This window comes from Pseudomonas sp. I8001, from assembly GCF_013385345.1.
Lineage (GTDB): Bacteria > Pseudomonadota > Gammaproteobacteria > Pseudomonadales > Pseudomonadaceae > Aquipseudomonas.
Map to the genome: position 1 here is coordinate 322,320 of NZ_JACAQC010000005.1, position 24,833 is coordinate 347,152.

General features: G+C 61.9%; 25 protein-coding genes and 1 pseudogene. 21 read left to right on the forward strand and 5 right to left on the reverse strand.

Translation table 11 applies throughout. The annotated features are described in order from the left end of the window. Positions 1-136: 136 nt before the first annotated feature. Together HX839_RS03225 and rpmE are read right to left on the reverse strand one after the other, a co-directional pair. Entirely contained in the window at positions 137-907 is a 771-nt protein-coding gene (locus HX839_RS03225) for a thermonuclease family protein (protein WP_177066720.1), read from the reverse strand. A 58-nt stretch (positions 908-965) separates the two neighbouring features. Then, complete coding sequence (rpmE, locus tag HX839_RS03230; protein WP_003209330.1) at positions 966-1,196, reverse strand: 50S ribosomal protein L31; 231 nt, start codon at positions 1,194-1,196, stop codon at positions 966-968. Positions 1,197-1,493: 297 nt separating this feature from the next. On the opposite strand from rpmE, the gene HX839_RS03235 reads away from it, so the two are divergent. The 10 genes from HX839_RS03235 to HX839_RS03280 all read left to right on the forward strand — a co-directional run bounded on the left by HX839_RS03235 (position 1,494) and on the right by HX839_RS03280 (position 14,452). Further along, the gene (locus tag HX839_RS03235) at positions 1,494-3,713 is read left to right on the forward strand and encodes a primosomal protein N' (RefSeq protein WP_177066721.1); all 2,220 of its coding nucleotides are present in this window, start codon (positions 1,494-1,496) and stop codon (positions 3,711-3,713) included. Positions 3,714-3,947: 234 nt separating this feature from the next. Then, the gene (argS, locus tag HX839_RS03240) at positions 3,948-5,684 is read left to right on the forward strand and encodes an arginine--tRNA ligase (protein WP_003209327.1); all 1,737 of its coding nucleotides are present in this window, start codon (positions 3,948-3,950) and stop codon (positions 5,682-5,684) included. Position 5,685: 1 nt separating this feature from the next. Next, positions 5,686-6,390 (forward strand): SPOR domain-containing protein, encoded by a 705-nt coding sequence (locus HX839_RS03245; RefSeq protein ID WP_003209324.1) that lies wholly within the window; start codon positions 5,686-5,688, stop codon positions 6,388-6,390. Positions 6,391-6,646: 256 nt separating this feature from the next. After that, positions 6,647-7,177 carry an ATP-dependent protease subunit HslV gene (hslV, locus tag HX839_RS03250; RefSeq protein WP_003209323.1) on the forward strand — a complete coding sequence of 177 codons (531 nt, stop codon included), beginning with the start codon at positions 6,647-6,649 and terminating at the stop codon, positions 7,175-7,177. Positions 7,178-7,215: 38 nt separating this feature from the next. Further along, on the forward strand, positions 7,216-8,553 hold the full coding sequence (gene hslU, locus HX839_RS03255; RefSeq protein WP_003209321.1) for an ATP-dependent protease ATPase subunit HslU: 1,338 nt from the start codon (positions 7,216-7,218) through the stop codon (positions 8,551-8,553). A gap of 162 nt (positions 8,554-8,715) precedes the next feature. Next, a complete protein-coding gene (locus tag HX839_RS03260) occupies positions 8,716-9,093 on the forward strand; it encodes a gamma-butyrobetaine hydroxylase-like domain-containing protein (protein WP_003209319.1) in 378 nt (125 codons plus the stop codon). 249 nt (positions 9,094-9,342) lie between these two features. Beyond that, positions 9,343-11,022 (forward strand): class II poly(R)-hydroxyalkanoic acid synthase, encoded by a 1,680-nt coding sequence (phaC, locus tag HX839_RS03265; RefSeq protein ID WP_003209318.1) that lies wholly within the window; start codon positions 9,343-9,345, stop codon positions 11,020-11,022. Positions 11,023-11,174: 152 nt separating this feature from the next. Beyond that, entirely contained in the window at positions 11,175-12,020 is an 846-nt protein-coding gene (gene phaZ, locus HX839_RS03270) for a poly(3-hydroxyalkanoate) depolymerase (RefSeq protein WP_003209316.1), read from the forward strand. 101 nt (positions 12,021-12,121) lie between these two features. Beyond that, positions 12,122-13,804 carry a class II poly(R)-hydroxyalkanoic acid synthase gene (gene phaC, locus HX839_RS03275; protein WP_003209314.1) on the forward strand — a complete coding sequence of 561 codons (1,683 nt, stop codon included), beginning with the start codon at positions 12,122-12,124 and terminating at the stop codon, positions 13,802-13,804. Positions 13,805-13,831: 27 nt separating this feature from the next. After that, positions 13,832-14,452 carry a TetR/AcrR family transcriptional regulator gene (locus HX839_RS03280; protein ID WP_003209312.1) on the forward strand — a complete coding sequence of 207 codons (621 nt, stop codon included), beginning with the start codon at positions 13,832-13,834 and terminating at the stop codon, positions 14,450-14,452. Positions 14,453-14,623: 171 nt separating this feature from the next. On the opposite strand, the gene HX839_RS03285 is transcribed toward HX839_RS03280, so the two are convergent. From HX839_RS03285 to HX839_RS03295, 3 genes are all read right to left on the reverse strand, one after another. Continuing rightward, a complete protein-coding gene (locus HX839_RS03285; RefSeq protein WP_177008289.1) occupies positions 14,624-15,646 on the reverse strand; it encodes a phasin family protein in 1,023 nt (340 codons plus the stop codon). 12 nt (positions 15,647-15,658) lie between these two features. After that, the gene (locus HX839_RS03290) at positions 15,659-16,081 is read right to left on the reverse strand and encodes a phasin family protein (protein ID WP_134325603.1); all 423 of its coding nucleotides are present in this window, start codon (positions 16,079-16,081) and stop codon (positions 15,659-15,661) included. A 105-nt stretch (positions 16,082-16,186) separates the two neighbouring features. After that, on the reverse strand, positions 16,187-16,462 hold the full coding sequence (locus tag HX839_RS03295) for a polyhydroxyalkanoic acid system family protein (RefSeq protein WP_008439272.1): 276 nt from the start codon (positions 16,460-16,462) through the stop codon (positions 16,187-16,189). Between the two features lie 143 nt (positions 16,463-16,605). Between HX839_RS03295 and ubiE the strand changes: the two genes are divergently transcribed. From ubiE to HX839_RS31800, 11 genes and pseudogenes are all read left to right on the forward strand, one after another. After that, the gene (gene ubiE / locus HX839_RS03300) at positions 16,606-17,376 is read left to right on the forward strand and encodes a bifunctional demethylmenaquinone methyltransferase/2-methoxy-6-polyprenyl-1,4-benzoquinol methylase UbiE (RefSeq protein ID WP_003209306.1); all 771 of its coding nucleotides are present in this window, start codon (positions 16,606-16,608) and stop codon (positions 17,374-17,376) included. Next, positions 17,376-17,999 (forward strand): SCP2 domain-containing protein, encoded by a 624-nt coding sequence (locus tag HX839_RS03305; RefSeq protein WP_003209304.1) that lies wholly within the window; start codon positions 17,376-17,378, stop codon positions 17,997-17,999. The genes ubiE and HX839_RS03305 overlap by 1 nt, the downstream gene beginning before the upstream one ends. Continuing rightward, complete coding sequence (gene ubiB, locus HX839_RS03310; RefSeq protein WP_003209302.1) at positions 17,996-19,600, forward strand: ubiquinone biosynthesis regulatory protein kinase UbiB; 1,605 nt, start codon at positions 17,996-17,998, stop codon at positions 19,598-19,600. The genes HX839_RS03305 and ubiB overlap by 4 nt, the downstream gene beginning before the upstream one ends. 41 nt (positions 19,601-19,641) lie before the next feature. Continuing rightward, positions 19,642-20,034: a phosphoribosyl-AMP cyclohydrolase gene (gene hisI, locus HX839_RS03315; RefSeq protein ID WP_003209300.1), complete on the forward strand. Its 393-nt coding sequence runs from the start codon at positions 19,642-19,644 to the stop codon at positions 20,032-20,034. 2 nt (positions 20,035-20,036) lie between these two features. Then, on the forward strand, positions 20,037-20,369 hold the full coding sequence (locus HX839_RS03320) for a phosphoribosyl-ATP diphosphatase (RefSeq protein ID WP_008439273.1): 333 nt from the start codon (positions 20,037-20,039) through the stop codon (positions 20,367-20,369). Positions 20,370-20,394: 25 nt separating this feature from the next. Beyond that, positions 20,395-20,673 carry a twin-arginine translocase TatA/TatE family subunit gene (locus HX839_RS03325; protein ID WP_003209298.1) on the forward strand — a complete coding sequence of 93 codons (279 nt, stop codon included), beginning with the start codon at positions 20,395-20,397 and terminating at the stop codon, positions 20,671-20,673. 10 nt (positions 20,674-20,683) lie between these two features. Beyond that, entirely contained in the window at positions 20,684-21,130 is a 447-nt protein-coding gene (gene tatB, locus HX839_RS03330) for a Sec-independent protein translocase protein TatB (RefSeq protein ID WP_003209296.1), read from the forward strand. Then, positions 21,127-21,918 carry a twin-arginine translocase subunit TatC gene (gene tatC, locus HX839_RS03335; protein ID WP_003209295.1) on the forward strand — a complete coding sequence of 264 codons (792 nt, stop codon included), beginning with the start codon at positions 21,127-21,129 and terminating at the stop codon, positions 21,916-21,918. The genes tatB and tatC overlap by 4 nt, the downstream gene beginning before the upstream one ends. Next, positions 21,915-22,622: a 16S rRNA (uracil(1498)-N(3))-methyltransferase gene (locus HX839_RS03340; RefSeq protein ID WP_003209293.1), complete on the forward strand. Its 708-nt coding sequence runs from the start codon at positions 21,915-21,917 to the stop codon at positions 22,620-22,622. The genes tatC and HX839_RS03340 overlap by 4 nt, the downstream gene beginning before the upstream one ends. Before the next feature lie 178 nt (positions 22,623-22,800). Then, positions 22,801-23,811, forward strand: a pseudogene (locus HX839_RS31795) (methyl-accepting chemotaxis protein); the annotation flags it as partial. 201 nt (positions 23,812-24,012) lie between these two features. Beyond that, positions 24,013-24,717, forward strand: a complete 705-nt coding sequence (locus HX839_RS31800) for a methyl-accepting chemotaxis protein (RefSeq protein WP_275753165.1) — start codon at positions 24,013-24,015, stop codon at positions 24,715-24,717. Positions 24,718-24,833: the final 116 nt, after the last annotated feature.

Genomic DNA, 24,833 nt, shown 5'->3' on the forward strand with positions numbered 1-24,833 from the left:
CGCGTGTCGCAAAGTCCCCACAAGACTGGGCAGTCACAGGTGTCAAGGGCCCTGCCCTACGACTTTTGGCCAAGAGCCACGGGATACAAGGGCTCAACTGTTCACAATCGACCTGAAAAATGTCTACAATTTTTTCTTACGGCGCCTGCTCGAGCATGCCGGGATCGGTCAGTGGCAACAGCCAGCGTGCCTGGCCCTTTTCCAGGCCGCCGCGTCGGGAGCGGTCCAGCACCCAGCCGCGGGCTTCGATGGACTGGCCCTGCAAACCTTTCAACAGCGCACTGTCGAATCGGCCCACCAAATTGGGTGCAATGCGCAGTACCAGTGAGCCCTGCAACTCAATCCAGACTCCGCCGCGATTGCGTTCGATTTTGCTCACTCGGCCGTTGACCACGGCAAAGCCCGAGCGCTGGATCTTCGACGCATCGACCACCGGTGACCGGCGCCACACCCCCAGCCGGGCCTGCCGGGCGCTGCGTTCGGCGGCTTGCTGGCAGGCCACCAGTTCCACATTCGGCGCGACCGCCACCTGGAAGCCAAGGCCTTCGGCGAGCAACTGCGCTTCCAGATTTGCTCCATTGGCACCGTAGAGATGGGCCAGGGTGCGGCCGTAACGGTCCTTGCTCTCCCGTCCGGGCACCACGCCAACGCGCCCACCGCTCGCGCCCACAAGACTTTGCAGGCGCTCGCGAGCGGCCACGGCGAAGGGCTCGTCAGTGCGCCCCTGCTTGCCGGTTTCCGGGGCATTGACGCCGATCATGCGTATGCTGCGGCCATCCTTGAGGCGCACGGTGTCGCCATCCACTACCCGCTGCACGTCGAAGGTCGCGACATCGCCGGGCGCCGGGCAGGACACCTCGGCCTGGGCGGGCGCCAGCCAAATCGCAGACACAAAAAAGGCGCCCACAAGGGACGCCTTTTCATCAGCGAGGACAAGCCATACAGGCCATCCAAGCGGACCAGCCTTACTCGGCTTTAGGAGCAGCTTTAGCGCCGAAAGCACCGAAGCGGGTCTTGAAGCGGTCAACACGGCCGCCAACATCCAGAGTCTTCTGCTTACCGGTGTAGAACGGGTGGCACTCGTTGCACACGTCGATTGGCAGAGCTTTGCCGAAAGTCGAACGGGTTTCGAACTTGTTACCGCAGCTGCAGGTAACGTCGATGGCAACATAGTTTGGATGGATATCGGCTTTCATGGTGTATTCCTCAGGCTAGCGTGCCGCCAATCAACACTATTGTTGAATACCGCACGTAATTAGGCCGCGGATTCTACCAGACCTTTTTAAACGCGCAAGAAGCACAACGGCCCCTTTCATCAGAAAAGCGCGGCATACACAAGGCCCTGTGGGAGCCGGGCTTGCCCGCGATGCAGGCGCCGCGGTGCCTCAGGTGCACCGTGTCGATACTATCGCGGGCAAGCCCGGCTCCCACATCCACCGCTGGTCTGCTAGGCTCCCGCCCTTCTTCGCCGCCCGTCATATGAGAACCCCCGCGTGCCCGACGCCATTTTGCGCCTCGCCCTGCCCTCGCCCCTGCGCCGCCTGTTCGATTATCGGGCCCCTGCCGGCGTATTGCGGTCGCAGTTGCAGCCCGGCATGCGCGTACGGGTACCGTTTGGCCGGCGGGAGATGATCGGCATCCTGGTGGAAGTCGCCGATCACAGCGAAGTGCCCGCCGAGAAGCTCAAGCCCGCCGTGGCCATCCTCGACGCCACGCCGCCGTTGCCGCCCGCGCTGTTCAAGCTGTGCCTGTGGACCTCGCAGTATTACCAGCACAGCCTCGGCGACACCTTGAGCTGGGCGCTGCCGGTGCTGTTGCGCCAGGGCGAACTGGCCGAGACGCGCCAGGAGCGTTTCTGGTCGATGGTCCCGGGGGCGCGCATGGACGACCCGCGCATCGCCCGTGCCCCGCGCCAGCGTGAAGCCCTGGCAACCCTGGCCCAGCATCCCCACGGTGTCGCCCATCAGCTGTTAAGCAAGCTGATGCTGAGCAAGGACAGCCTGGACTTGCTGCTGGCCAAGGGCCTGGTGCAGGTGGAGATCCGCAAGCATGCTCCCGGCGAGCGCCACGAACACTGGCTGGCTCAGCCGGAATTGCCGCTCAACCCCGAACAACGCGCCGCCTACGAGGCAATTCGCGCCGGCTTCGACAGCTTCCACGCGTTCCTGCTGGCCGGCGTCACGGGCAGCGGCAAGACCGAAGTCTATTTGCAACTGATCCGCGAAACCCTCGAAGCCGGCAAACAGGCACTGGTGCTGATCCCCGAGATCAACCTCGGCCCGCAAACCCTGGCGCGTTTCGAGCAGCGTTTCAACGCGCGCATCGCCCTGGTGCACTCGGCGGTCAACGACCGCGAGCGCCTGGAATCCTGGCTCGCCGCCCGGGACGGCGAGGCCGACATTATTATCGGCACCCGTTCGGCGCTGTTCACCCCGATGAAAAATCCCGGGCTGATCATCATCGACGAAGAACATGACGGCTCCTATAAACAGCAGGAAGGCCTGCGCTACCACGCCCGCGACCTGGCGCTGGTGCGTGCCCGCCAGGAAAACATCCCGATTGTGCTGGGCTCGGCCACGCCTTCCTTGGAAAGCCTGCACAACGCCTACACCGGGCGCTACGGCCTGCTGCGTCTCAATGAACGTGCCGGCGGTGCCAAGCAACCCCGCTTCCTGCGCCTGGATGTAAAAAGTCGCCCGCTGGACAGCGGCATTTCCGGGCCGATGCAGCAAGCCATCGGGCAAACCCTCGCGGCGGGCCAGCAAGTGCTGGTGTTCCTCAACCGCCGGGGTTTTGCGCCGACGCTGCTGTGCCACGACTGCGGCTGGATGTCCGAGTGCAATCGCTGCGATGCGCGAATGACCGTGCACCAGCGCTCCGGCGAGTTGCGCTGCCATCACTGCGGCCATGTGGAACGGGTGCCGCGGCACTGCCCGCAGTGCGGCAAAGTCGACTTGCGACCGGTGGGCGCGGGCACCGAGCGCGCCGAAGAACGACTGGGCATCCTGTTCCCGGATTACCCGGTGCTGCGGGTCGACCGCGACAGCACCTCGCGCAAGGACGCGATGAATCAGTTGTTCGCCACGATCCAGAAGGGCCAGCCGTGCATTCTGGTGGGCACGCAGATGCTTGCCAAAGGGCATCACTTCCCACGGGTGACCCTGGTGTCGATCCTGGATGCCGACGGCGGGCTGTTCTCCGGGGATTTTCGCGCCAGCGAGCGCATGGCGCAGTTGATCGTGCAGGTCGCAGGCCGGGCCGGGCGGGCCGAAGAGCCGGGCAAGGTGATCATCCAGACGCACCTGGCCGACCACCCGCTGCTGATTCAACTGACAGAACAAGGCTACTTTGCCTTCGCCGAACAGGCCTTGAGCGAACGCCGCTCGGCCGGCTTGCCGCCGTTTGCGCATCTGGCGCTGCTGCGGGCCGAAGCGCACAAGCCGGGGCAGGCCGAAGGTTTCCTGGATGAAGCGTGCAGCGAGGCTGAACGTTTGCTGGGGGAACTGGGTCTGACCGGCATCGAGCTATTGGGCCCGGTGCCAGCACCGATGGAACGCCGCGCCGGGCGTTACCGCGCCCAGCTACTCTTGCAAGCCAGTGCCCGCGCGCCGCTGCATCGTTTATTAAGCAGCTGGTTACTTGCGCTGGAGCAAATGCCCAGCGGGCGACAAGTGAGATGGTCGTTGGACGTAGACCCGGTAGATTTGTACTAACCCCCTGTGGCGAGGGAGCTTGCTCCCGCTGGGCTGCGTAGCAGCCCCAAAAAAGCCGGGAGCGCTACGCACTCCAGCGGGAGCAAGCTCCCTCGCCAGAGCAAGCTCCCTCGCCACAGGTTAATCGTCCGTCAAGGTCCCGCGAAGGTTGGCAAGCCCGCCCTCGCCACGGATAATGCCCAGTTTTTCCACCTGCGCATCGCGCGCCACCGCTTGCGGTCGAAAGAGAACACCATGAAAGACACCATTCGCCAGCTGATCCAACAAGCCCTCACCCAACTCGTCAACGAAGGTGTGTTGCCTGAAGGCCTGACGCCGGCGATCCAGGTGGAAAATACCCGCGACAAGACCCACGGTGATTTCGCCAGCAACATCGCGATGATGCTGGCCAAGCCGGCCGGCCTGAAGCCGCGCGACCTGGCGGAAAAAATCATCGCCGCGCTGCCGGCCGACCCGCAGGTAACCAAGGCTGAAATCGCCGGCCCAGGCTTCATCAACTTCTTCCAGAACACCCAGGCCCTGGCTTCGCGCCTCGACGCGGCCCTCGCCGACGCGAAAATCGGCGTGCGCAAGGCCGGCCCGGCACAACGCGTGGCCATCGACCTGTCGGCACCGAACCTGGCCAAGGAAATGCACGTGGGCCACCTGCGCTCCACCATCATTGGCGACGGCGTGGCGCGGGTCCTGGAATTCCTCGGCGACGACGTGATCCGCCAGAACCACGTGGGCGACTGGGGTACCCAGTTCGGCATGTTGATGGCCTATCTGCAGGAAAACCCGATCACCAGCAACGAGCTGTCGGACCTGGAGAACTTCTACCGCGCCGCCAAGAAGCGTTTCGACGAATCCGAAGAATTCGCCGACCGCGCCCGTGGCCTGGTGGTCAAGCTGCAAGCCGGCGATGCCGAATGCCTGGAACTGTGGGGCCGCTTCCGCGAGATCTCGCTGTCCCACTGCCAGGAAATCTACGAGCTGCTCAACGTCAAATTGACCATGGCCGACGTGATGGGCGAAAGCGCCTACAACGACGACCTGATCAACGTGGTCAACGACCTCAAGGCCAAGGGCCTGCTGGTTGAAAGCAACGGCGCGCAGTGCGTGTTCCTCGAAGAATTCAAGACCGCCGACGGCGACCCGCTGCCGGTGATCATCGTCAAGGCCGATGGCGGCTACCTCTACGCCACCACCGACCTGGCCGCCGTGCGCTACCGCAGCGGTGTGCTGAAAGCCGACCGTGCCCTGTATTTCGTTGACCAGCGCCAGGCCCTGCACTTCCAGCAAGTGTTCGAAGTGGCGCGCCGCGCCGGTTTCGTCACCCACCCGATGCAGATGGAACACATGGGCTTCGGCACCATGAACGGCGCCGATGGCCGCCCGTTCAAGACCCGTGACGGCGGCACCGTGAAGCTGATCGACCTGCTGAACGAAGCCCAGGACCGCGCCTACAACCTGGTGAAGGAAAAGAACCCGGAGCTGGCCGAAGCCGACCTGCGCAACATCGCCCGCGTCGTGGGGATTGGCGCGGTGAAATACGCCGACCTGTCCAAGCACCGCACCAGCGACTACAGCTTCAACTTCGAATTGATGCTCAACTTCGAAGGCAACACCGCGCCGTACCTGCTGTATGCCTACACACGGGTGGCCGGTGTGTTCCGCAAGCTGGGCAAGGATTTCAGCGAAGTCGAAGGCCAGATCAACCTTGAGGCGCCACACGAGCAGGAACTGGCCGCCAAGCTCGCGCAATTCGGCGAAGTGCTGAACAGCGTCGGCGAAAAAGGCACACCGCACATCCTCTGCACCTATTTGTACGAAGTCGCCGGTTTGTTCTCCAGCTTCTACGAGAACTGCCCGATCCTGACCGCAGACGACGAAGCCCAAAAGCAGAGCCGCCTGCGCCTCGCCGCACTGGCAGGACGGACCCTCAAGCAAGGCCTGGAATTGTTGGGCCTGGAAACTCTGGAGCGTATGTAAGTTGGCTGCCAAGAAAAAACCTGCACCCAAGCGCGGCGCCAGCCGCTACCAGGCACCGGCGAAGAAGCCTATTCCGGGCTGGTTGTGGATGGCCATCGGCCTGACGGTCGGCGCGTTTGTGGTGTTCCTGATGAAGCTCGACCCGGGCAAGGGCGATGACGTCAAACGGGTCAAGCAAGAACAGCAGAAGGCCACGAAAATGGCCGAGGCGAACAAGACACCGCCTAGCCCGACTGCGCCGGTGAAGCCGAAATACGACTTCTACACGCTGCTGCCGGAATCGGAAGTGATCGTGCCGCCGGACGCCGTGCCGGAGAAAACCCTGCCGACGCCGCAGCCGGTGCCGACTACGCCGGTTACCCCGGCGGAAGCAGCGAAGATCGACACGGCCCGGGCCCAGGCTGCGCTGGCCGGGATTACCCCGCCGCCACCGCCGCCGGTCGCCACCACCAAGGCCGCGCCCGTGACCAAGTTCTTCCTGCAGGCGGGCTCGTTCCCGAAACAGGCGGATGCGGACCGTGTGCGCGCGCAGATTATTCTGTTGGGGCAGGCGGTGACGGTGGAGTCCGGGACGGTTAAGGATGCGACCTGGTATCGCGTGCTGGTGGGGCCGTTCAGCAACCGTGAACAGCTGACCGTGGCCCAGAAGCAACTGGCCGGCGCCGGGTTTAGCAACCTGTTGTTACAACAACGCCAGAGCCGCTGATTCCGGAAACAGCATCGGGTTAATGTGGGAGCGGGCTTGCTCGCGAATGCGGTAGATCAGTCAATATTTTAGGTGACTGACACACCGCATTCGCGAGCAAGCCCGCTCCCACATTTGATTTTCATCGGCCTCAGGACCGAGTCCGACACATAAACACCACTCGTCCGCCCTCCCGTCCTACAGTTGAAATCCCCCCCGCCACCCCCATATGAGTTCCATCAGGGCATTTTCGCCCCGCAGCGTGGAGACTCTCCCCTTGACCACCATCGTTTCAGTTCGCCGCCACGGCAAAGTCGTCATGGGCGGCGACGGCCAGGTTTCACTTGGCAATACCGTGATGAAAGGCAACGCGAAAAAAGTCCGTCGCCTGTACCACGGCCAGGTCCTCGCCGGTTTTGCCGGCGCCACCGCTGACGCCTTTACCCTGTTCGAGCGCTTTGAAGGCCAACTTGAGAAGCACCAGGGCCACCTGGTCCGTGCCGCCGTCGAGCTCGCCAAAGAATGGCGCACCGACCGCTCCCTCAGCCGCCTGGAAGCCATGCTGGCCGTCGCCAACAAAGACGCCTCGCTGATCATCACCGGCAACGGCGACGTGGTTGAACCCGAAGAAGGCCTGATCGCCATGGGCTCCGGCGGCGGCTACGCACAAGCGGCGGCCAGCGCCCTGCTGAAGAAAACCGACCTGTCGGCCCGGGAAATCGTCGAGACTGCCCTGGGTATCGCTGGCGACATCTGTGTCTTCACCAACCACAACCTGACCATTGAGGAGCAGGACCTCGCCGAGTAAGCCGCAGGCTTATTCCCGCTTGAGGACCGTCAATTACTATGTCCATGACTCCCCGCGAAATCGTCCATGAACTCAATCGCCATATCATCGGCCAGGACGATGCCAAGCGCGCCGTTGCCATCGCCCTGCGTAACCGCTGGCGCCGGATGCAACTGCCCGAAGAATTGCGCGTTGAAGTAACCCCCAAGAACATCCTGATGATCGGCCCGACCGGTGTCGGTAAAACCGAGATCGCCCGGCGCCTGGCCAAGCTGGCCAATGCTCCATTCATCAAGGTCGAAGCCACCAAGTTCACCGAAGTGGGCTATGTGGGCCGTGACGTCGAATCGATCATTCGTGACCTGGCCGACGCTGCCCTGAAGCTGCTGCGCGAACAGGAAATGACCAAGGTCAGCCATCGCGCCGAAGACGCCGCTGAAGAACGCATCCTCGACGCCTTGCTGCCACCGGCACGCATGGGCTTCAACGAAGACGCCGCACCGAGCTCGGATTCCAACACCCGCCAGCTGTTCCGCAAGCGCCTGCGTGAAGGCCAGCTGGACGACAAGGAAATCGAGATCGAAGTCGCCGAAGTGTCCGGCGTCGACATCTCCGCACCGCCTGGCATGGAAGAAATGACCAGCCAGTTGCAGAACCTGTTCGCCAACATGGGCAAGGGCAAGAAGAAAAGCCGCAAGCTCAAGGTGAAGGAAGCGCTGAAACTGGTGCGTGACGAAGAGGCCGGGCGCCTGGTCAATGAGGAAGAACTCAAGGCCAAGGCCCTGGAAGCAGTCGAGCAGCACGGCATCGTGTTTATCGACGAGATCGACAAAGTGGCCAAGCGCGGCAATTCCGGCGGCGTCGATGTGTCCCGCGAAGGCGTGCAGCGCGACCTGCTGCCGCTGATCGAAGGTTGCACCGTCAACACCAAGCTGGGCATGGTCAAGACCGACCACATCCTGTTTATCGCGTCCGGTGCGTTCCACCTGAGCAAGCCGAGCGACCTGGTGCCGGAGCTGCAAGGCCGCCTGCCGATTCGCGTTGAACTGAAAGCGCTGACGCCGGGCGATTTCGAACGCATCCTCAGCGAGCCGCACGCGTCGCTGACCGAGCAATACCGCGAGCTGCTGAAAACCGAAGGCCTGGGGATTGAGTTCCTGCCGGACGGTATCAAGCGTCTGGCGGAGATTGCCTGGCAGGTCAACGAGAAGACCGAGAACATCGGTGCCCGTCGCTTGCACACCCTGCTTGAGCGCCTGCTGGAGGAAGTGTCCTTCAGTGCCGGCGACATGGCGGGCGCGCAGAATGGCGTGGCAATCAAGATCGACGCCGACTACGTCAACAGCCACCTGGGCGAATTGGCGCAGAACGAAGATCTGTCTCGTTATATCCTGTAAGGCTTACGCAGGAACCGCTCTGCTTTAATGTGGGAGCGGGCTTGCTCGCGAATGCGGTGGGTCAGTTTATGCAACGGTGACTGACCCAGCGCATTCGCGAGCAAGCCCGCTCCCACAGTTTAAAGCCGGTTCCTTCAGGATCATCTCTGAGCGGTTCCCCAAATGACCAAACTGCCTACCGCCATCAACCTGCACAAAGCCTCCAGGACCCTGGGCCTCACCTACGGTCCCGACGAGGTGTATCAACTGCCCGCCGAATTCCTTCGCGTGCACTCCCCCTCCGCCGAGGTCCAGGGCCACGGCAAACCGATCCTGCAATTCGGCAAGCTCAATGTCGGCTTGACCAAGATCGAACCCGCCGGCCAATACGCACTGAAATTGACCTTCGACGATGGCCATGACAGCGGATTGTTCACATGGGACTACCTCTATCAACTTGCCGTGCGTCAGGACGCGCTGTGGGCTGACTATCTTGCCGAGCTGAAAGCCGCCGGAAAAACCCGCGACCCGAGCCAGTCGGTCGTGCGGCTGATGCTCTAGCCCAGGCCTCTTGCTCATTAGTGGGCATTTTCTAATTCCATCTGCTTGAATGCCCCTCTGTCGTGGCCAACGATTGGCCCGCTTGCGAAAAAAATTAAACTCGGGTAACCAATGGAACTGGCAAGTTCCCTGCATTTGACGATGCGGTATTAACGGTCACCCGAGCAGTAGTACCAGGCTGTGCTGTGTGGCAAGTAGTGGTACACAGCGGTACCCGGTACTCGTCTGTCGGACAATGGAGCGTCGTAGATGAGTAACAAGAACAACGATGACTTGAAACGCCAGGCCTCGGAAAACACCCTGGGGCTGAACCCGATCATCGCGTTACGGAAAAAGGATTTACTGGCATCCGCTCGGATGGTGCTGACCCAGGCCATCAAACAACCGTTGCACAGCGTCAAGCATGTCGCCCATTTCGGCGTCGAATTGAAGAACGTGGTGTTCGGCAAATCACAGCTGACACCCGAGGCCGACGACCGTCGTTTCAACGACCCGGCGTGGACCCAGAACCCGCTCTACAAACGTTACCTGCAAACCTACCTGGCGTGGCGCAAGGAGCTGCACGACTGGATCGGTGACAGCAACCTGTCGGAACACGACATCAGCCGCGGCCACTTCGTCATCAACCTGATGACCGAAGCCATGGCGCCCACCAACAGCGCAGCCAACCCGGCGGCGGTCAAACGCTTCTTTGAAACCGGCGGCAAGAGCCTGCTGGATGGCCTGTCCCACCTGGCCAAGGACATGGTGCACAACGGCGGTATGCCGAGCCAGGTCAACATGGGCGCCTTTGAAGTGGGCAAGAGCCTGGGCACCACCGAAGGCGCCGTGGTGTTTCGCAACGATGTGCTGGAGCTGATCCAGTACCGGCCGATCACCGAGCAGGTGCACGAACGTCCGCTGCTGGTAGTGCCGCCGCAGATCAACAAGTTCTATGTATTCGACCTGAGCCCGGACAAGAGCCTGGCGCGCTTCTGCCTGCGCAATAACCAGCAGACGTTTATCGTCAGTTGGCGCAACCCGACCAAGGCCCAGCGCGAGTGGGGCCTGTCGACCTACATCGAGGCGCTGAAAGAAGCGGTCGATGTGGTGAGCGCGATCACCGGCAGCAAAGACATCAACATGCTCGGCGCCTGCTCCGGCGGCATCACCTGCACCGCCCTGCTGGGCCACTACGCGGCGCTGGGCGAGAAGAAGGTCAACGCCCTGACCCTGCTGGTGAGCGTGCTGGACACCACCCTGGACACCCAGGTGGCGTTGTTCGTCGACGAACAGACCCTGGAAGCGGCCAAGCGCCATTCCTACCAGGCCGGTGTGCTGGAAGGCCGCGACATGGCCAAGGTGTTTGCCTGGATGCGCCCCAATGACCTGATCTGGAACTACTGGGTCAACAACTACCTGCTGGGCAACGAGCCACCGGTGTTCGACATCCTGTTCTGGAACAACGACACCACCCGCTTGCCGGCCGCGTTCCATGGCGACCTGATCGAACTGTTCAAGAACAATCCCTTGGTGCGCGCCAATGCCCTGGAAGTGTGCGGCACGCCGATCGACCTGAAGCAGGTCACTGCCGATATTTATTCTTTGGCCGGCACCAACGACCACATCACACCGTGGCAGTCCTGCTACAAGTCGGCGCAGCTGTTTGGCGGCAAGGTGGAGTTTGTGCTGTCCAGCAGCGGGCATATCCAGAGCATTCTGAACCCGCCGGGCAATCCCAAATCGCGTTACCAGACCAGCGATACGATGCCGGGCAAGGCCCTGGACTGGCAGGAGAACGCCACCAAGCACACCGATTCGTGGTGGTTGCATTGGCAGGCGTGGCAGGCGGAGCGGTCGGGCAAGTTGAAGAAGGCGCCTGCGAACCTGGGCAACAAGACTTATGCAGCGGCGGAAGCGGCGCCGGGCACATACGTTCACGAAAGGTAGGCGGGAATGGGATCAAATGTGGGAGCTGGCTTGCCTGCGATGGCATCAACTCGGTGTGCCTGATACACCGTAGCGTCTGCATCGCAGGCAAGCCAGCTCCCACATTGACTGTGTTCCCGCAGGGAAATAGCGCCATTTTGCAGGGTAAGCCCATGCCGCAACCGTTCATCTTCCGTACCATCGACCTGGATGGCCAAGCCATCCGCACGGCGGTACGCCCGGGCAAGCCTCACTTGACGCCGCTGCTGATTTTCAACGGCATCGGCGCCAACCTTGAGCTGGTGTTTCCGTTCGTCCAGGCCCTGGACCCGGACCTGGAAGTGATTGCCTTTGATGTGCCAGGCGTCGGCGGCTCGTCGACCCCCAGCCGGCCTTATCGCTTTCCCGGCCTGGCCAAACTCACCGCGCGCATGCTCGATTACCTGGACTATGGCCAGGTCAACGCGGTGGGCGTTTCCTGGGGCGGCGCGCTGGCGCAGCAGTTCGCCTATGACTATCCGGAACGCTGCAAGAAGCTGATTCTGGCCGCCACCGCCGCCGGTGCCTTCATGGTGCCGGGCAAGCCGAAAGTCTTGTGGCTGATGGCCAGCCCCCGGCGTTATATCCAACCGTCCCACGTGGTGCGCATTGCACCGATGATCTACGGCGGCTCCTTCCGTCGGGATTCGAAACTGGCCGCCGAACACGCGAGCAAAGTGCGTTCGGCGGGCAAGCTGGGTTACTACTGGCAACTGTTCGCCGGGCTTGGCTGGACCAGCATCCACTGGCTGCACAAGATCAAGCAGCCGACCCTGGTGCTGGCCGGCGACGACGACCCGCTGATCCCGCTGATCAACATGCGCATGCTGGCCTGGCGCATTCCCAACGCCCAACTGCACATCATCGACGACGGCCATCTGTTCCTGATTACCCGGGCCGAGGCCGTGGCGCCGATCATCATGAAGTTTCTCCAGGAAGAACGCCTGAGGGCGGTGATTCACCCGCAACCCGCACTTTAGCCGGCGGCGGTCAGGACGACCGCGCCGCGCAACTTGGCCAGAACCGACTATGGTTCTGAATTGGCGTGCTTGTTGATGGCTTGACGAAGGAGTGTTGGCGCATGCGAGAAAGACCCGTATCGAACCCGGTGCCCACACCCGCCGCGTTCATCAATATTGAAAGTGCGATCACCGGCCTGCGCGGCCGGGACTTGCTCTCGACCCTGCGCAGCGTCGCCGCACACGGCTTGCGCAACCCGGTGCACACCGCCCGCCACGCCCTGAAGTTGGGCGGGCAATTGGGCCGCGTGCTGCTCGGGGAAACGGTGCACGAGCCGAACCCGAAGGACAGCCGCTTCGCCGACCCGACCTGGCAGCTCAACCCGTTTTATCGGCGCAGCCTGCAAGCCTACCTGAGCTGGCAAAAACAGACCCGCCACTGGATCGACGACAGCAACCTCAGCGCCGACGACCGGGCGCGGGCGCACTTTGCCTTTGCCCTGCTCAACGATGCGGTGTCGCCATCCAACACCCTGCTCAACCCGCTGGCGATCAAGGAGCTGCTCAACTCCGGCGGCAACAGCGTGGTGCGTGGCGTCAGCAACCTGTTCGACGACCTGCTGCACAACAACGGCTTGCCGCGCCAGGTCACCAAGCAGGCCTTTGAAGTCGGCAAGACGGTGGCCACCACACCCGGTTCGGTGGTGTTTCGCAATGAACTGCTGGAGCTGATCCAGTACAAGCCCATGAGCGAAAAACAGTACGCCAAGCCGCTGCTGGTGGTGCCGCCGCAAATCAACAAGTACTACATTTTCGACCTGAGTCCGAACAACAGTTTCGTCCAGTTCGCCCTGAAAAATGGCCTGCAAGTGTTTATGGTCAGCTGGCGCAACCCGGATGTACGCCACCGCGAATGGGGCTTGTCCACCTACGTCGCGGCTTTGGAAGAAGCGCTGAACGTAACCCGCGCAATCACCGGCGCCCGCGAGGTCAACCTGATGGGCGCCTGCGCCGGTGGCCTGACCATCGCCGCGCTGCAAGGCCATCTGCAGGCCAAGCGCCAGCTGCGCCGCATCTCCAGCGCCAGCTACCTGGTGAGCCTGCTGGACAGCCAGATCGACAGCCCCGCCACCCTGTTCGCCGACGAACAGACGCTGGAAGCCGCCAAGCGCCGCTCTTACCAGCAAGGCGTACTCGACGGCCGGGACATGGCCAAGGTATTCGCCTGGATGCGTCCCAACGACCTGATCTGGAACTACTGGATCAACAATTACCTGCTGGGCAAGGAACCGCCGGCCTTCGACATCCTGTACTGGAACAACGACAACACCCGCCTGCCCGCCGCGCTGCACGGCGACTTGCTGGACTTCTTCAAGCACAACCCGCTGAGCCACCCCGGCGGCCTGGAGGTGTGCGGCACGCCCGTCGACTTACAGAAAGTCACGGTGGACAGTTTCAGCGTGGGCGGCATCAACGACCACATCACGCCGTGGGACGCGGTGTACCGCTCCACCCAGCTGCTGGGCGGCGACAAGCGCTTCATTCTGTCCAACAGCGGGCATGTCCAGAGCATCCTCAACCCGCCGGGCAACCCCAAGGCCAACTACGTCGAGAACCTCAAGCTGAGCAGCGACCCGCGCGCCTGGTACTACGACGCCAATCATGTCGAGGGCAGCTGGTGGCCCAACTGGCTGGCGTGGATCCAGCAGCGCTCCGGTGTGCAGCGCGAAACCCTGACCGCCCTGGGCAACCAGAATTACCCACCGATGGAAGCGGCGCCGGGCACCTATGTGCGAGTCCGCTGAGCCCCACGACGACTTTAAGAAGACTGGATGAAGACCCGCGACCGTATCCTTGAATGTGCCTTGCAGTTGTTCAACCACAAGGGCGAGCCGAACGTGTCGACCATGGAGGTGGCCAATGAAATGGGGATCAGCCCCGGCAATCTCTATTACCACTTCCATGGCAAGGAACCGTTGGTGCTCGGGCTGTTCGAGCGCTTTCAAAACGAATTGGCGCCGTTGCTCGATCCGCCGGAAGACGCACAACTGGCGGCCGAGGATTACTGGCTGTTCCTGCACCTGATCGTGGAGCGCATGGCGCACTATCGGTTTCTGTTCCAGGACCTGTCGAACCTGGCGGGCCGCTTGCCGAAACTGGCCAAGGGCATCCGCAACCTGCTGACGGCGCTCAAGCGCACGCTGGCCTCGTTGCTGGCCCGCCTCAAGACGGATGGGCAACTGGTCAGTGAAACCCAGGCGCTGGGGCAGTTGGTGGAACAGATCACCATGACCTTGCTGTTTTCCCTGGACTACCAGCGGATTCTCGACCGAGAAGGTGAGGTGCGGGTGGTGGTGTACCAGATCATGATGCTGGTGGCCCCGCATCTGCTGATGCCGGCGAGGCTGGCGACAGAGAGGTTGGCGCTGCGCTACCTGGACGACGCGGACTAAAATGTGGGAGCGGGCTTGCTCGCGAAAGCGGAGTGTCAGTCAGCACGTGTGTGACTGATCCACCGCTTTCGCGAGCAAGCCCGCTCCCACATTGGATTTGTGTTGTTCTGTAGATTCCATAAAAAACGCCCGACCTTCGCAGGCCGGGCGTTTTTATGTGTCCCGTAAAAATCAGGACTGACTGGTAGGCGTCGGGCTTGCCGGCGTTGCAGTCGGGGTAGCAGCAGGCGTCGGTGGCGTGACCGAGTTGGTCGCCGGCGCTGCAGTTGCAGGCTTGGCCGCTACCGCTGGCTTCGGCGCTGCTGGCTTTTTGGCTACGGCAGGCTTCTTCGCCGCAGCCGGTTTTGCAGCTGGCTTGGCCGCTGCAGGTTTTGCAGCCGCAGGCTTGGCGGCGGGTTTGGCAGCAACCGGCTTGGCTGCAGGTTTCGCAGCGGCTGGCTTGGCAGCAGGCTTCGCTGCAGCAGGTTTGGCGGCGGCGGTTTTCACCGCTGGCTTGGCTGCTGCTTTTGCTGCCGGCTTGGCTGCAGGTTTCGCCGCAGGTTTTGCAGCTGCTTTAGCGGCCACTGGTTTAGCGGCAGGCTTGGCGGCCGGTTTAGCCGCTGCGGTTTTCGCCGCAGGCTTGGCAGCCGGTTTTGCAGCAGCTTTGGCCGGCGCCTTGGCGGCTGGCTTGGCTGCCGGTTTGGCGGCGGCCTTGACCAGCGGTTTAGCGGCGGTTTTAGCAGCAGGCTTGGCCGCTGCAGTTTTCGCCGCAGGCTTGGCAGCCGGTTTAGCCGCTGCAGTTTTAGCCGCAACTGGCGCAGCTTTAAGGCCGGTGAGTTTTTCGATTTGCCTGGTCAAGGTATCGACCTTGCTGTGCAGCGCTTTCACTTCAGTACGGCTAGGTACGCCGAGTCGCGAAATGGCACTGTTCAGGCGCTTGTCAAAAGCCCCTTCCAGTTCGCCCCACTTGTCGCTGATACGTGATTTGGCAGAACCGGCGGAAGCCTTTGCCGCATCGACTTGTTTACCCACTGTGCTCTTGGTCAACTTCTCGGCCTTCTCGCCGTCTTTAACCAAAGTCTCGAAGTATTTACCGCCGTCACTGCTCACCTTCGAGTACACGCCTAAACCGGCCAGCCAGATCTTGCGGGAGTATTTTTCAACTTCCCCGATCCACGAGCTGCCTTCTTTATCAGTAGTCTTTTTACCAGCCATCCCGTTGTCTCCTTAGTGTTTACGCGCGACACGTTCGAGCAATGCCGTCAGCTCATCGAGCTTAGCAGAGAGTGTCTCCACGTCATGTTTAGACGGAATGCCGATCCGATTCAAGGCACTTCCAACACGACTATCAAAAGCGCTTTCAACTTTATCCAGTTGCACTTCGACTCGACCTTTGACGCCGAAGACTTCGCTCTTGACTTGATCAATCTGACTGTTGGCTGCATCAAGTTGTTCAATCACAACTTTTTTGCCTTTAGTTTCAACATGTTGACCAGTCTTAACCAGCTCTTTGAAATACTCGGCGCCCTCGCTTCCGACCTTGGCGTAAGCCCCCAAACCGGCCAGCCAGATCTTGCGGGCATAGGATTTAACGTCAGTCAGGGCGTTAGTTCCGGTAGCAATTTTTTTCTTCAAAATAACTTTGGCCATGGTGCACCTCACGCATAAAGGGGGGAGGAACTGCCCACAGAAGTTGGGGGCTTGGGCACAAAGTAGGCAGAAAAATTAGAATCGGCACCCTAAGAAGGTCGCAAATCAGGCCAGGGCTTTATCCAGTGCCTTCTCGATTTCGGACTTGATGGTGCCACTCATGGCCGACATCAACAGACCCAGCTCGACTTCAATCCGCAGGGAATCTTCCGCCACTTTCACGGTGCCTTTAACGCCCGAACGTTTGAGGTTCAGTGTGTCGCCGGCCCACGAAGACTCCAGGCCATATTGCTCCTTGAGTTTGCTCGCCAACTTGTCGGCTTTTTCTCGGGCAGCGTCTTTGCCCAGTGTGTGGGCACGTTCAACCTGTATACGGGCCATTTGAATGACTCCTCGTTATAGAGACTTGTCGACCCGCCATGCGGCAAAAGGTCTCGGTGACCACCTATCTTACCTTCAGCCTTGCCAAGACAAAGCATGCCTTGGGGATTAGAATGCCCCCATTCTCTTTTGGTGACAGCGATATGACTGATCAGCGCAAAGGCAGCGATGCCGAACCCACCACTCACTTCGGCTTCAAGAACGTCCCGGAAAGCCAGAAAGCGGAAAAAGTCGCCGAGGTGTTCCACTCGGTCGCCGCCAAGTACGACTTGATGAACGACGTGCTCTCCGGCGGCATGCACCGTCTGTGGAAGCGCTTCACCATTGAGTTGTCGGGTGTACGCACCGGCAACCGTGTGCTGGATATCGCAGGCGGCACGGGCGACCTGGCCGCCAAGTTCTCCAAGCTGGTGGGCCCCACCGGGCAGGTGGTACTGGCCGACATCAACGGCTCGATGCTCAAGGTCGGTCGTGATCGCCTGCTGGACAAAGGTGTGGCGGGCAATATCGAGTTCGTCCAGGCCGACGCTGAAAAGCTGCCGTTCCCGGACAACCACTTCGACTGCGTGACCATCGCCTTCGGCCTGCGTAACGTGACCCACAAGGAAGACGCACTGCGCTCGATGCTGCGCGTACTCAAGCCCGGCGGTCGCCTGCTGGTGCTGGAGTTCTCCAAGCCGACCAACGCACTGATGTCCAAGGTCTACGACACCTACTCGTTCGCCTTCATGCCGTTGATGGGCAAGCTGATCACCAATGACGCCGAAAGCTACCGCTACCTGGCCGAATCGATCCGCATGCACCCGAACCAGGAAACCCTGAAGTCGATGATGGTAGAGGCCGGTTTCGACCGCGTGACCTACCACAACATGACCTCGGGCATCGTCGCCCTGCACCGCGGCATCAAGCCCTGATGCTGTTCGCAGGCCTTCTCGCCAGCGTCGAACACGGCCTCAACCGTGTACTGCGCCTGGACAGCACCGCCCTGGCACGGCTGGCGCACCTGAACGGCAGGATCATCGCCGTCGACTGCACCAGCCCCGCCTTGCAGCTGTTTATCCTGCCCAGCGATGAAGGCCTGTTGCTGGCGTCCCACTGGGCCGCCGACGCCGACTGCACCCTGCGTGCTTCCGGCTCAAGCCTGCTGCGCCTGGCCCTGAGCCGGGACAAGACGGCGATCCTCCACGGCCCGGACGTGGAACTTGAAGGCGACAGCGCGGTGCTGATGGACCTGGCCGCCGTGCTGCAAGACCTGGAACTGGACTGGGAATACGAGCTGTCACGTTGGCTCGGCCCCGTGGCCACCCAACTGATCAGCGGTCATCTGCGCAGCCGTACGCGCTGGTACCAGCAGGGTTTCGCCAGCCTGAACCAGAACCTCGCCGAATACCTGAGCGAAGAATCGCGCACCCTGGTCGGACAACGGGAAGCGGAAGCGCGCTTTCGCGAACTCGACCAGGCCAAACTCGACCTGGAACGACTTGAGGCGCGCTTCGAGCGCCTGAGCCGCTCCCTTGATTCAAGCGATAACGCATGAAGCTGCTCGCCGTCCGCCGTTTGTTTCGTATCCAGCGCGTCGTAATCCGCTACCGCCTCGATGACCTGCTGTTCGCCCTGCCGCTGCCGTGGTTCCTGCTGGCGGTGCGCTATGTGCTGCCGTGGCGCTGGTTCCCGCGCAAGACCCTCGAGCTGAGCCGTGGCGCGCGCCTGCGCCTGGCGTTGCAGGACCTGGGGCCGATCTTCATCAAGTTCGGGCAGATCCTCTCCACCCGCCGCGACCTGTTGCCCGAAGATATCGCCGACGAGCTGATGCTGTTGCAGGACCGCGTGCCGCCGTTCGACTCGCAACTGGCAGTCACGCTGATTGAAGAACAGCTGGGCAAGAAGATCAGCGAAGTCTTCAGCCGCTTCGACATCGCGCCGCTGGCCTCGGCCTCGGTGGCCCAGGTGCATGCCGCGCAACTGAAAAGCGGCGAAGAAGTGGTGGTGAAGGTGATCCGCCCGGGCCTCAAGCCGATCATCGGCCAGGACCTGGCGTGGCTGTTCATCCTTGCCCGCGCCGCCGAGCGCTTTTCTGCCGATGCACGCCTGCTGCACCCGGTAGACGTGGTGCTGGACTACGAAAAAACCATCTACGACGAACTCGACCTGCTGCGCGAAGCGGCCAACGCCAGCCAGCTCAAGCGCAACTTCGAAGGCTCGCAGCTGCTGTACGTGCCGCAAGTCTATTGGGACTGGTGCCGCCCGAAAGTGCTGGTGATGGAGCGCATCTACGGCGTGCAGGTCACCGACCTGGCGACCCTGGCCGACCAGCGCACCGACATGAAGATGCTTGCCGAGCGCGGCGTGGAAATTTTCTTCACCCAGGTATTCCGCGACAGCTTCTTCCACGCCGACATGCACCCCGGCAACATTTTCGTCAGCACCGTGAACCCGTGGAGCCCGCAGTACATTGCGATCGACTGCGGCATCGTCGGCAGCCTGACCCCGGAAGACCAGGATTACCTGGCGCGCAACCTGTTCGCTTTCTTCAAGCGTGACTACCGCCGCGTGGCGCAGTTGCACATCGATTCGGGCTGGGTGCCGGCCGAAACCAAGCTCAACGAATTCGAAGCGGCGATCCGCACTGTGTGCGAGCCGATCTTTGAAAAACCGTTAAAGGATATTTCCTTCGGTCAGGTGCTGATGCGTCTGTTCCAGACGGCGCGGCGCTTCAATATGGAAGTGCAGCCGCAGTTGGTACTGTTGCAAAAGACCCTGCTGAACATCGAAGGCCTGGGCCGTCAGCTGTACCCGGACCTCGACCTGTGGAACACCGCCCAGCCGTTCCTCGAGCGCTGGATGCGGGACCGTATCAGCCCGAAAACCCTGCTGGGCAACCTGCAAAGCCAGGTCGAGCAACTGCCGCACCTGGCCAACATGACCCGCGACCTGCTGGAGCGCATGTCCCAGCCCCACGCCAAGGACCCCGCACCGCCGTGGCACAAGCGCAAGGACGACTGGTTCCTGCGCCTGCTGGGCGCCGCGCACCTGGTGGGCGGTACGATACTGGCCGCCGGCGGGCCGCTGAATGAACTGGGCCACTGGCCGGCCGGCATCATGGTCGCGGTGGGCGTGTATCTGATCGTGCGTCGATAGCCAATCCGGTTATACACTGTCGCAAATTGCCGGAGCCGAAAATGAAAGACTGGCTGGACGAGATCAAGTGGGACAGTGACGGCCTGGTGCCGGCCATTGCCCAGGACTACAAGACCGGGCGCGTGCTGATGATGGCCTGGATGAACCGCGAGGCCCTGAGCCTGACCGCCGCCGAGAACCGCGCCATCTACTGGTCACGTTCCCGTGGCAAACTGTGGCGCAAGGGCGAAGAGTCCGGGCACGTGCAAACCCTGCATGAGATGCGCATCGACTGCGATGCCGATGTGGTGATCCTCAAGGTCGAGCAGATCGGCGATATCGCCTGTCACACCGGCCGTCACAGCTGCTTCTACCGCGTGTTCCAGAACGGCGAGTGGAAGACCGTCGAGCCCGTGCTCAAAGACCCGCACGCTATCTATTCGGCAGGACACTGAACATGAGCGATACCCTCAACCGTGTGGCCCAGGTGCTGGAAGACCGCAAAGGCGCGGACGCCGACAGCTCCTACGTCGCCAGCCTGTACCACAAGGGTCTGAACAAGATCCTGGAAAAACTCGGCGAAGAATCCGTCGAGACGATTATTGCGGCCAAGGACGCGCAAATCAGCGGCGACTGCAGCGACGTGATCTACGAAACTGCCGACTTGTGGTTCCACAGTCTGGTCATGCTCGCCCAACTGGGGCAGCATCCACAGGCAGTGCTTGATGAACTGGACCGTCGCTTCGGCTTGTCCGGGCATGCCGAAAAGGCCTCGCGCCCGTCCGTCTGACCAACTTTTACAGAGGAATTGCAGCATGGGCATTTTTGACTGGAAACACTGGATCGTCATTCTTGTGGTCGTTGTGCTGGTGTTCGGCACCAAGAAACTGAAAAACCTCGGCACCGACGTCGGTGAATCGATCAAGGGCTTTCGCAAGGCCATGAACGACGACGAAAAGCCTGCCGACCCGGCCGTCAATCCGGTGCCACCGGCGCAGCCTGTACATCCGCAGGCCACTCAGCCGATCACTGAACGTCGCACCTTCGACGTGCAGGCCGAGCACGTCAAAGAGCAGAACCAAAAAGACTCGTGAGTACTGAATAATGTTTGGTATCAGCTTCTCTGAACTGCTGCTCGTCGGCCTCGTGGCCCTGCTGGTACTGGGGCCGGAACGCCTGCCCGGTGCCGCGCGCACGGCCGGCCTGTGGATCGGGCGCCTGAAACGCAGTTTCAACGCGATCAAACAGGAAGTTGAACGGGAAATCGGCGCCGACGAGATTCGCCGGCAACTGCACAACGAACACATTCTGTCGTTGGAGCAGGAGGCACGGAAGATTCTCTCGCCGGTGCAGGAAACGCCCAAGCCGGTCGAGCCTGTGGCCGAGCATTCGATTGCTCCGCCCGCCGCACCCGCGCCTGCACCGGTCGCTGAACCCGTGCACGCCGTCGAGCCTGCGCCCACTGCGCCCGTGACCCCGACCGAACCCGCGCCGACACCTGCCGTGTCACCCGCGCCCCACGACCCTACATTGCCGCCGCGAGCCCCATGAGCGCTGATAAACCGGAAACCGACCAGCACATGCCACTGGTCTCGCACCTCACCGAGTTGCGCACCCGCCTGCTGCGCTGTGTCGCGGCGATCTTCATCATCTTTGCCGGGCTGTTTGCCTTCACCCAGCAGATCTACACCTTCGTCTCCACGCCGCTGCGCAATTACCTGCCCGCCGGCGCGACGATGATCGCCACCGACGTGTCATCGCCGTTCCTCACGCCGTTGAAGCTGACGATGATGGTCTCGCTGTTCCTGGCGATCCCGGTGATCCTGCATCAGATCTGGGGCTTTATCGCGCCGGGCCTGTACAAGCATGAAAAACGCATCGCCGTGCCGCTGCTGGTGTCGAGCATCCTGCTGTTCTATACCGGGATGGCCTTTGCCTACTTCCTGGTGTTCCCGCTGATCTTCAAGTTCTTCGCCGCCGCCACCCCGGCCGGTGTGGAAATGATGACCGACATCACCAGCTACCTCGACTTCGTGATGACGCTGTTCTTCGCCTTTGGCGTAGCCTTCGAAATCCCGGTGGCCGTGGTGCTGCTGGTATGGATCGGCGTGGTCGACGTCAAATACCTGAAGAAGATCCGCCCGTACGTGATCATCGGCTGCTTCGTGGTCGGCATGATCCTGACCCCGCCGGACATCTTCTCCCAGACCCTGCTGGCCGTACCGATGTGGATGCTGTTCGAGATTGGCATCCTGTTTGGCAGCCTGGTGAGCAAGCGTGGCGATCACCCCGATGACCAACCCGCCGACGACGACCAGCCGCCAGCGACCCAGCCGTGAACCTGCTGCTGCTTGAGGAGGCCGACTTTATCGCGGCCGACCGGGTGGTGCTGCGTGATCGGCGCCTGGTGCATATGCAGGAAGTCCACCGTGCCGCCGTAGGCGACAGCCTGCGGGTCGGACGGATTGGCGGCTTGATGGGCAACGCGCAGTTGCTGCGCCTGGAAGCCCGGGAAGCCGAGCTGGAAGTGACCTTCGACCAGCCGCCGCCGGCCAAACTGCCCCTGACCCTGCTGCTGGCCCTGCCCCGTCCGAAAATGCTCCGCCGGGTGCTGCAAACCGTGGCGTCCATGGGCGTGCCGCGGGTGGTGCTGGTGAACAGCTATCGCGTGGAAAAGAGCTTCTGGCAGACGCCGTTCCTGGAGCCGGAAGCGATTCGCGAGCAATTGATCCTCGGCCTGGAACAGGCCCGGGACACGGTGCTGCCCGAGATCGTGATCGAAAAGCGCTTCAAGCCATTCGTCGAAGACCGCCTGCCCGCCATGGCGCAAGGCACCCTCGGCCTGATTGGTCACCCTGGCGACTATCCGCCCTGCCCTCGCGGGCTGGATGAGCCGGTCACCCTGGCCATCGGGCCGGAAGGCGGCTGGATTCCCTACGAGGTGGACCTGCTGGCCAAGGCCGGATTGCAGCCGGTGCAACTCGGCGCGCGCATCCTGAGAGTCGAAACCGCCGTCACCGCATTGCTCGCCCGCCTTTTCTAACACCGCCCTCTCCTGTAGGAGCGAGCTTGCTCGCGAAAAACTCAAGGACATCGCGCTCACTCAGAATGCCCGCGTTATCGTTGACGACCTTCGCGAGCAAGCTCGCTCCTACAGAAACATCCGAATCTGCCGATACGCTCTGAATAAGTCCAAGCCTTGTTCCAGGGGAGTTCGCAGCATGTATCGTTGGTTAGCCGAGAAACTGGGGAATGTCAGCGTCAACCGCAAGCTGAGCATAGGCTTCGGCCTGGTATTGGTCTTGACCCTATTGATCACCTTCACCGGCTGGACCGGCCTCAGCGGCGTGATCAGCCGTGGCGACAAGCTGGGCTACATCTCCAGCCTCAACGGGCTGACCAAGGACCTGCGCCTGGCGCGACTGGACTTCGAAATGCGCCGTGGCGAACAAGGCACCAGCGCGGTCAACGACCTGATCACCCAGCTGGACAGTGGCCTGAAAAACGCCGCAGACCTGATCGAGCAACCCGACGACAAGCTCGTGGTAGAGCAGCAACAGGATGCCTTGGGCCAATACAAAAAAGCCTTCGGCGCCATGGTGCAGGCCGGCCTCAAGCGTGAAGGCGCCCGCAGCAAACTGGGCGATACCGCCGACAACGCCGTCGCAAAAATCAACGAAGTGGAAAAATCCCTGCTGCAAGGCGACAGCGTCACCCTGTTCAACAGCGTGGTCGACCTGAGCAAACTGATCCAGCAAGCGCGCTTCCAGGTGCGCGGCTACACCTACAGCGGCAAGGTCGAAGCCGAACAACCGGCCCTGGATGCCATCGACAACGCCCTGAAGAAAATCACCGACCTCAACGACCCGTTGCCCGAGCAATACCGGGCCAACCTGCAAGAGGCCAGCGCCTCGCTGCAGGCCTACCGCGCCGCCGTGAGCCAGTACCGCGACTCCCAGGTGGCCAGTGCCGCCGCGATGAAAATCATGGGCGAGCAGGGCGATATCCTGCTCGATCGCAGCGACAAACTCACCACCTCGCAAACCGTGGTGCGCGATACCGATGCCGCCCACGCCAAGAACCTGCTGTTACTGGCCACCGCCCTCGCGCTGGCGTTTGGTGTACTCGCCGCCTGGGCCATCACCCGCCAGATCGTGATCCCGCTGAGCCAAACCCTTAAAGTCGCCGAGCGCGTAGCGGCTGGCGACCTCAGCCACAACCTGATCTCCGAACGCCGCGATGAGCTGGGCCAACTGCAACGCTCCATGCAAAGCATGACCGTGGGCCTGCGGGAGCTGATCGGCGGTATCAGCGACGGCGTCACCCAGATTGCCAGCGCCGCCGAGCAACTGTCGGCCGTTACCGAGCAGACCAGCGCCGGGGTCAACAGCCAGAAGGTCGAGACCGACCAAGTCGCCACCGCCATGAACGAAATGGCCGCTACCGTGCAGGAAGTCGCACGGAACGCCGAGGAAGCTTCCGAGGCCGCCGTAGCCGCCGACCAACAGGCCCGTGAAGGCGACAAGGTGGTTGGTGAGGCCATCGCCCAGATCGAGCGCCTGGCCAGCGAGGTGGGCAACTCCACCGAAGCCATGGGCCATCTCAAGCGTGAGAGCGACAAGATCGGCAGTGTGCTGGACGTCATCAAGTCGGTGGCCCAGCAAACCAACCTGCTGGCCCTTAACGCAGCGATTGAAGCGGCGCGCGCCGGTGAGGCCGGACGCGGTTTTGCGGTGGTTGCCGATGAAGTGCGCAGCCTGGCCCAGCGGACGCAGAAGTCCACCGAGGAAATCGAAGAGTTGATCGTCGGCCTGCAAAGCGGCACCCAGCAGGTGGCAACCATCATGGACAACAGTCGCGGCCTGACCGACAGCAGCGTCGAGCTGACCCGTCGGGCCGGCAATGCCCTGGAGAACATCACCCGTACCGTCTCGGCGATCCAGGCGATGAACCAGCAGATCGCCACCGCCGCCGAGCAGCAAAGCGCCGTAGCCGAAGAGATCAACCGCAGCGTGCTCAACGTGCGGGACGTTTCCGAACAAACCTCGGCGGCCAGCGAAGAAACCGCGGCTTCCAGTGCCGAGCTGGCGCGCCTGGGGGTTTACCTGCAAAGCCTGGTAGGTCGCTTCAAGGTCTGACCCGCTTGCGGCGGCCATCAGGGCCGTCGCTCCGACAATATGTGAAATTTCCTACGCGTTTTTCAGGTCGTGGATCACACACCTGGCGCCGAATAAAAGTAGCGTTTCAACTCCCC

Excerpts from the sequence above, each read along its gene's own strand:
- phaZ (WP_003209316.1), top strand. The coding sequence starts at position 11,175 with ATGCCGCAACCGTTCATCTTCCGTACCATCGACCTGGATGGCCAAGCC.
- HX839_RS03280 (WP_003209312.1), top strand. The coding sequence starts at position 13,832 with ATGAAGACCCGCGACCGTATCCTTGAATGTGCCTTGCAGTTGTTCAAC.
- HX839_RS03285 (WP_177008289.1), bottom strand. The coding sequence starts at position 15,646 with ATGGCTGGTAAAAAGACTACTGATAAAGAAGGCAGCTCGTGGATCGGG.
- hslU (WP_003209321.1), top strand. The coding sequence starts at position 7,216 with ATGTCCATGACTCCCCGCGAAATCGTCCATGAACTCAATCGCCATATC.
- HX839_RS03290 (WP_134325603.1), bottom strand. The coding sequence starts at position 16,081 with ATGGCCAAAGTTATTTTGAAGAAAAAAATTGCTACCGGAACTAACGCC.
- tatB (WP_003209296.1), top strand. The coding sequence starts at position 20,684 with ATGTTTGGTATCAGCTTCTCTGAACTGCTGCTCGTCGGCCTCGTGGCC.
- HX839_RS03295 (WP_008439272.1), bottom strand. The coding sequence starts at position 16,462 with ATGGCCCGTATACAGGTTGAACGTGCCCACACACTGGGCAAAGACGCT.
- HX839_RS31800 (WP_275753165.1), top strand. The coding sequence starts at position 24,013 with ATGGCCGCTACCGTGCAGGAAGTCGCACGGAACGCCGAGGAAGCTTCC.
- tatC (WP_003209295.1), top strand. The coding sequence starts at position 21,127 with ATGAGCGCTGATAAACCGGAAACCGACCAGCACATGCCACTGGTCTCG.
- ubiB (WP_003209302.1), top strand. The coding sequence starts at position 17,996 with ATGAAGCTGCTCGCCGTCCGCCGTTTGTTTCGTATCCAGCGCGTCGTA.
- HX839_RS03320 (WP_008439273.1), top strand. The coding sequence starts at position 20,037 with ATGAGCGATACCCTCAACCGTGTGGCCCAGGTGCTGGAAGACCGCAAA.
- HX839_RS03260 (WP_003209319.1), top strand. The coding sequence starts at position 8,716 with ATGACCAAACTGCCTACCGCCATCAACCTGCACAAAGCCTCCAGGACC.
- rpmE (WP_003209330.1), bottom strand. The coding sequence starts at position 1,196 with ATGAAAGCCGATATCCATCCAAACTATGTTGCCATCGACGTTACCTGC.
- ubiE (WP_003209306.1), top strand. The coding sequence starts at position 16,606 with ATGACTGATCAGCGCAAAGGCAGCGATGCCGAACCCACCACTCACTTC.
- phaC (WP_003209318.1), top strand. The coding sequence starts at position 9,343 with ATGAGTAACAAGAACAACGATGACTTGAAACGCCAGGCCTCGGAAAAC.
- HX839_RS03325 (WP_003209298.1), top strand. The coding sequence starts at position 20,395 with ATGGGCATTTTTGACTGGAAACACTGGATCGTCATTCTTGTGGTCGTT.
- phaC (WP_003209314.1), top strand. The coding sequence starts at position 12,122 with ATGCGAGAAAGACCCGTATCGAACCCGGTGCCCACACCCGCCGCGTTC.
- HX839_RS03305 (WP_003209304.1), top strand. The coding sequence starts at position 17,376 with ATGCTGTTCGCAGGCCTTCTCGCCAGCGTCGAACACGGCCTCAACCGT.
- hisI (WP_003209300.1), top strand. The coding sequence starts at position 19,642 with ATGAAAGACTGGCTGGACGAGATCAAGTGGGACAGTGACGGCCTGGTG.
- argS (WP_003209327.1), top strand. The coding sequence starts at position 3,948 with ATGAAAGACACCATTCGCCAGCTGATCCAACAAGCCCTCACCCAACTC.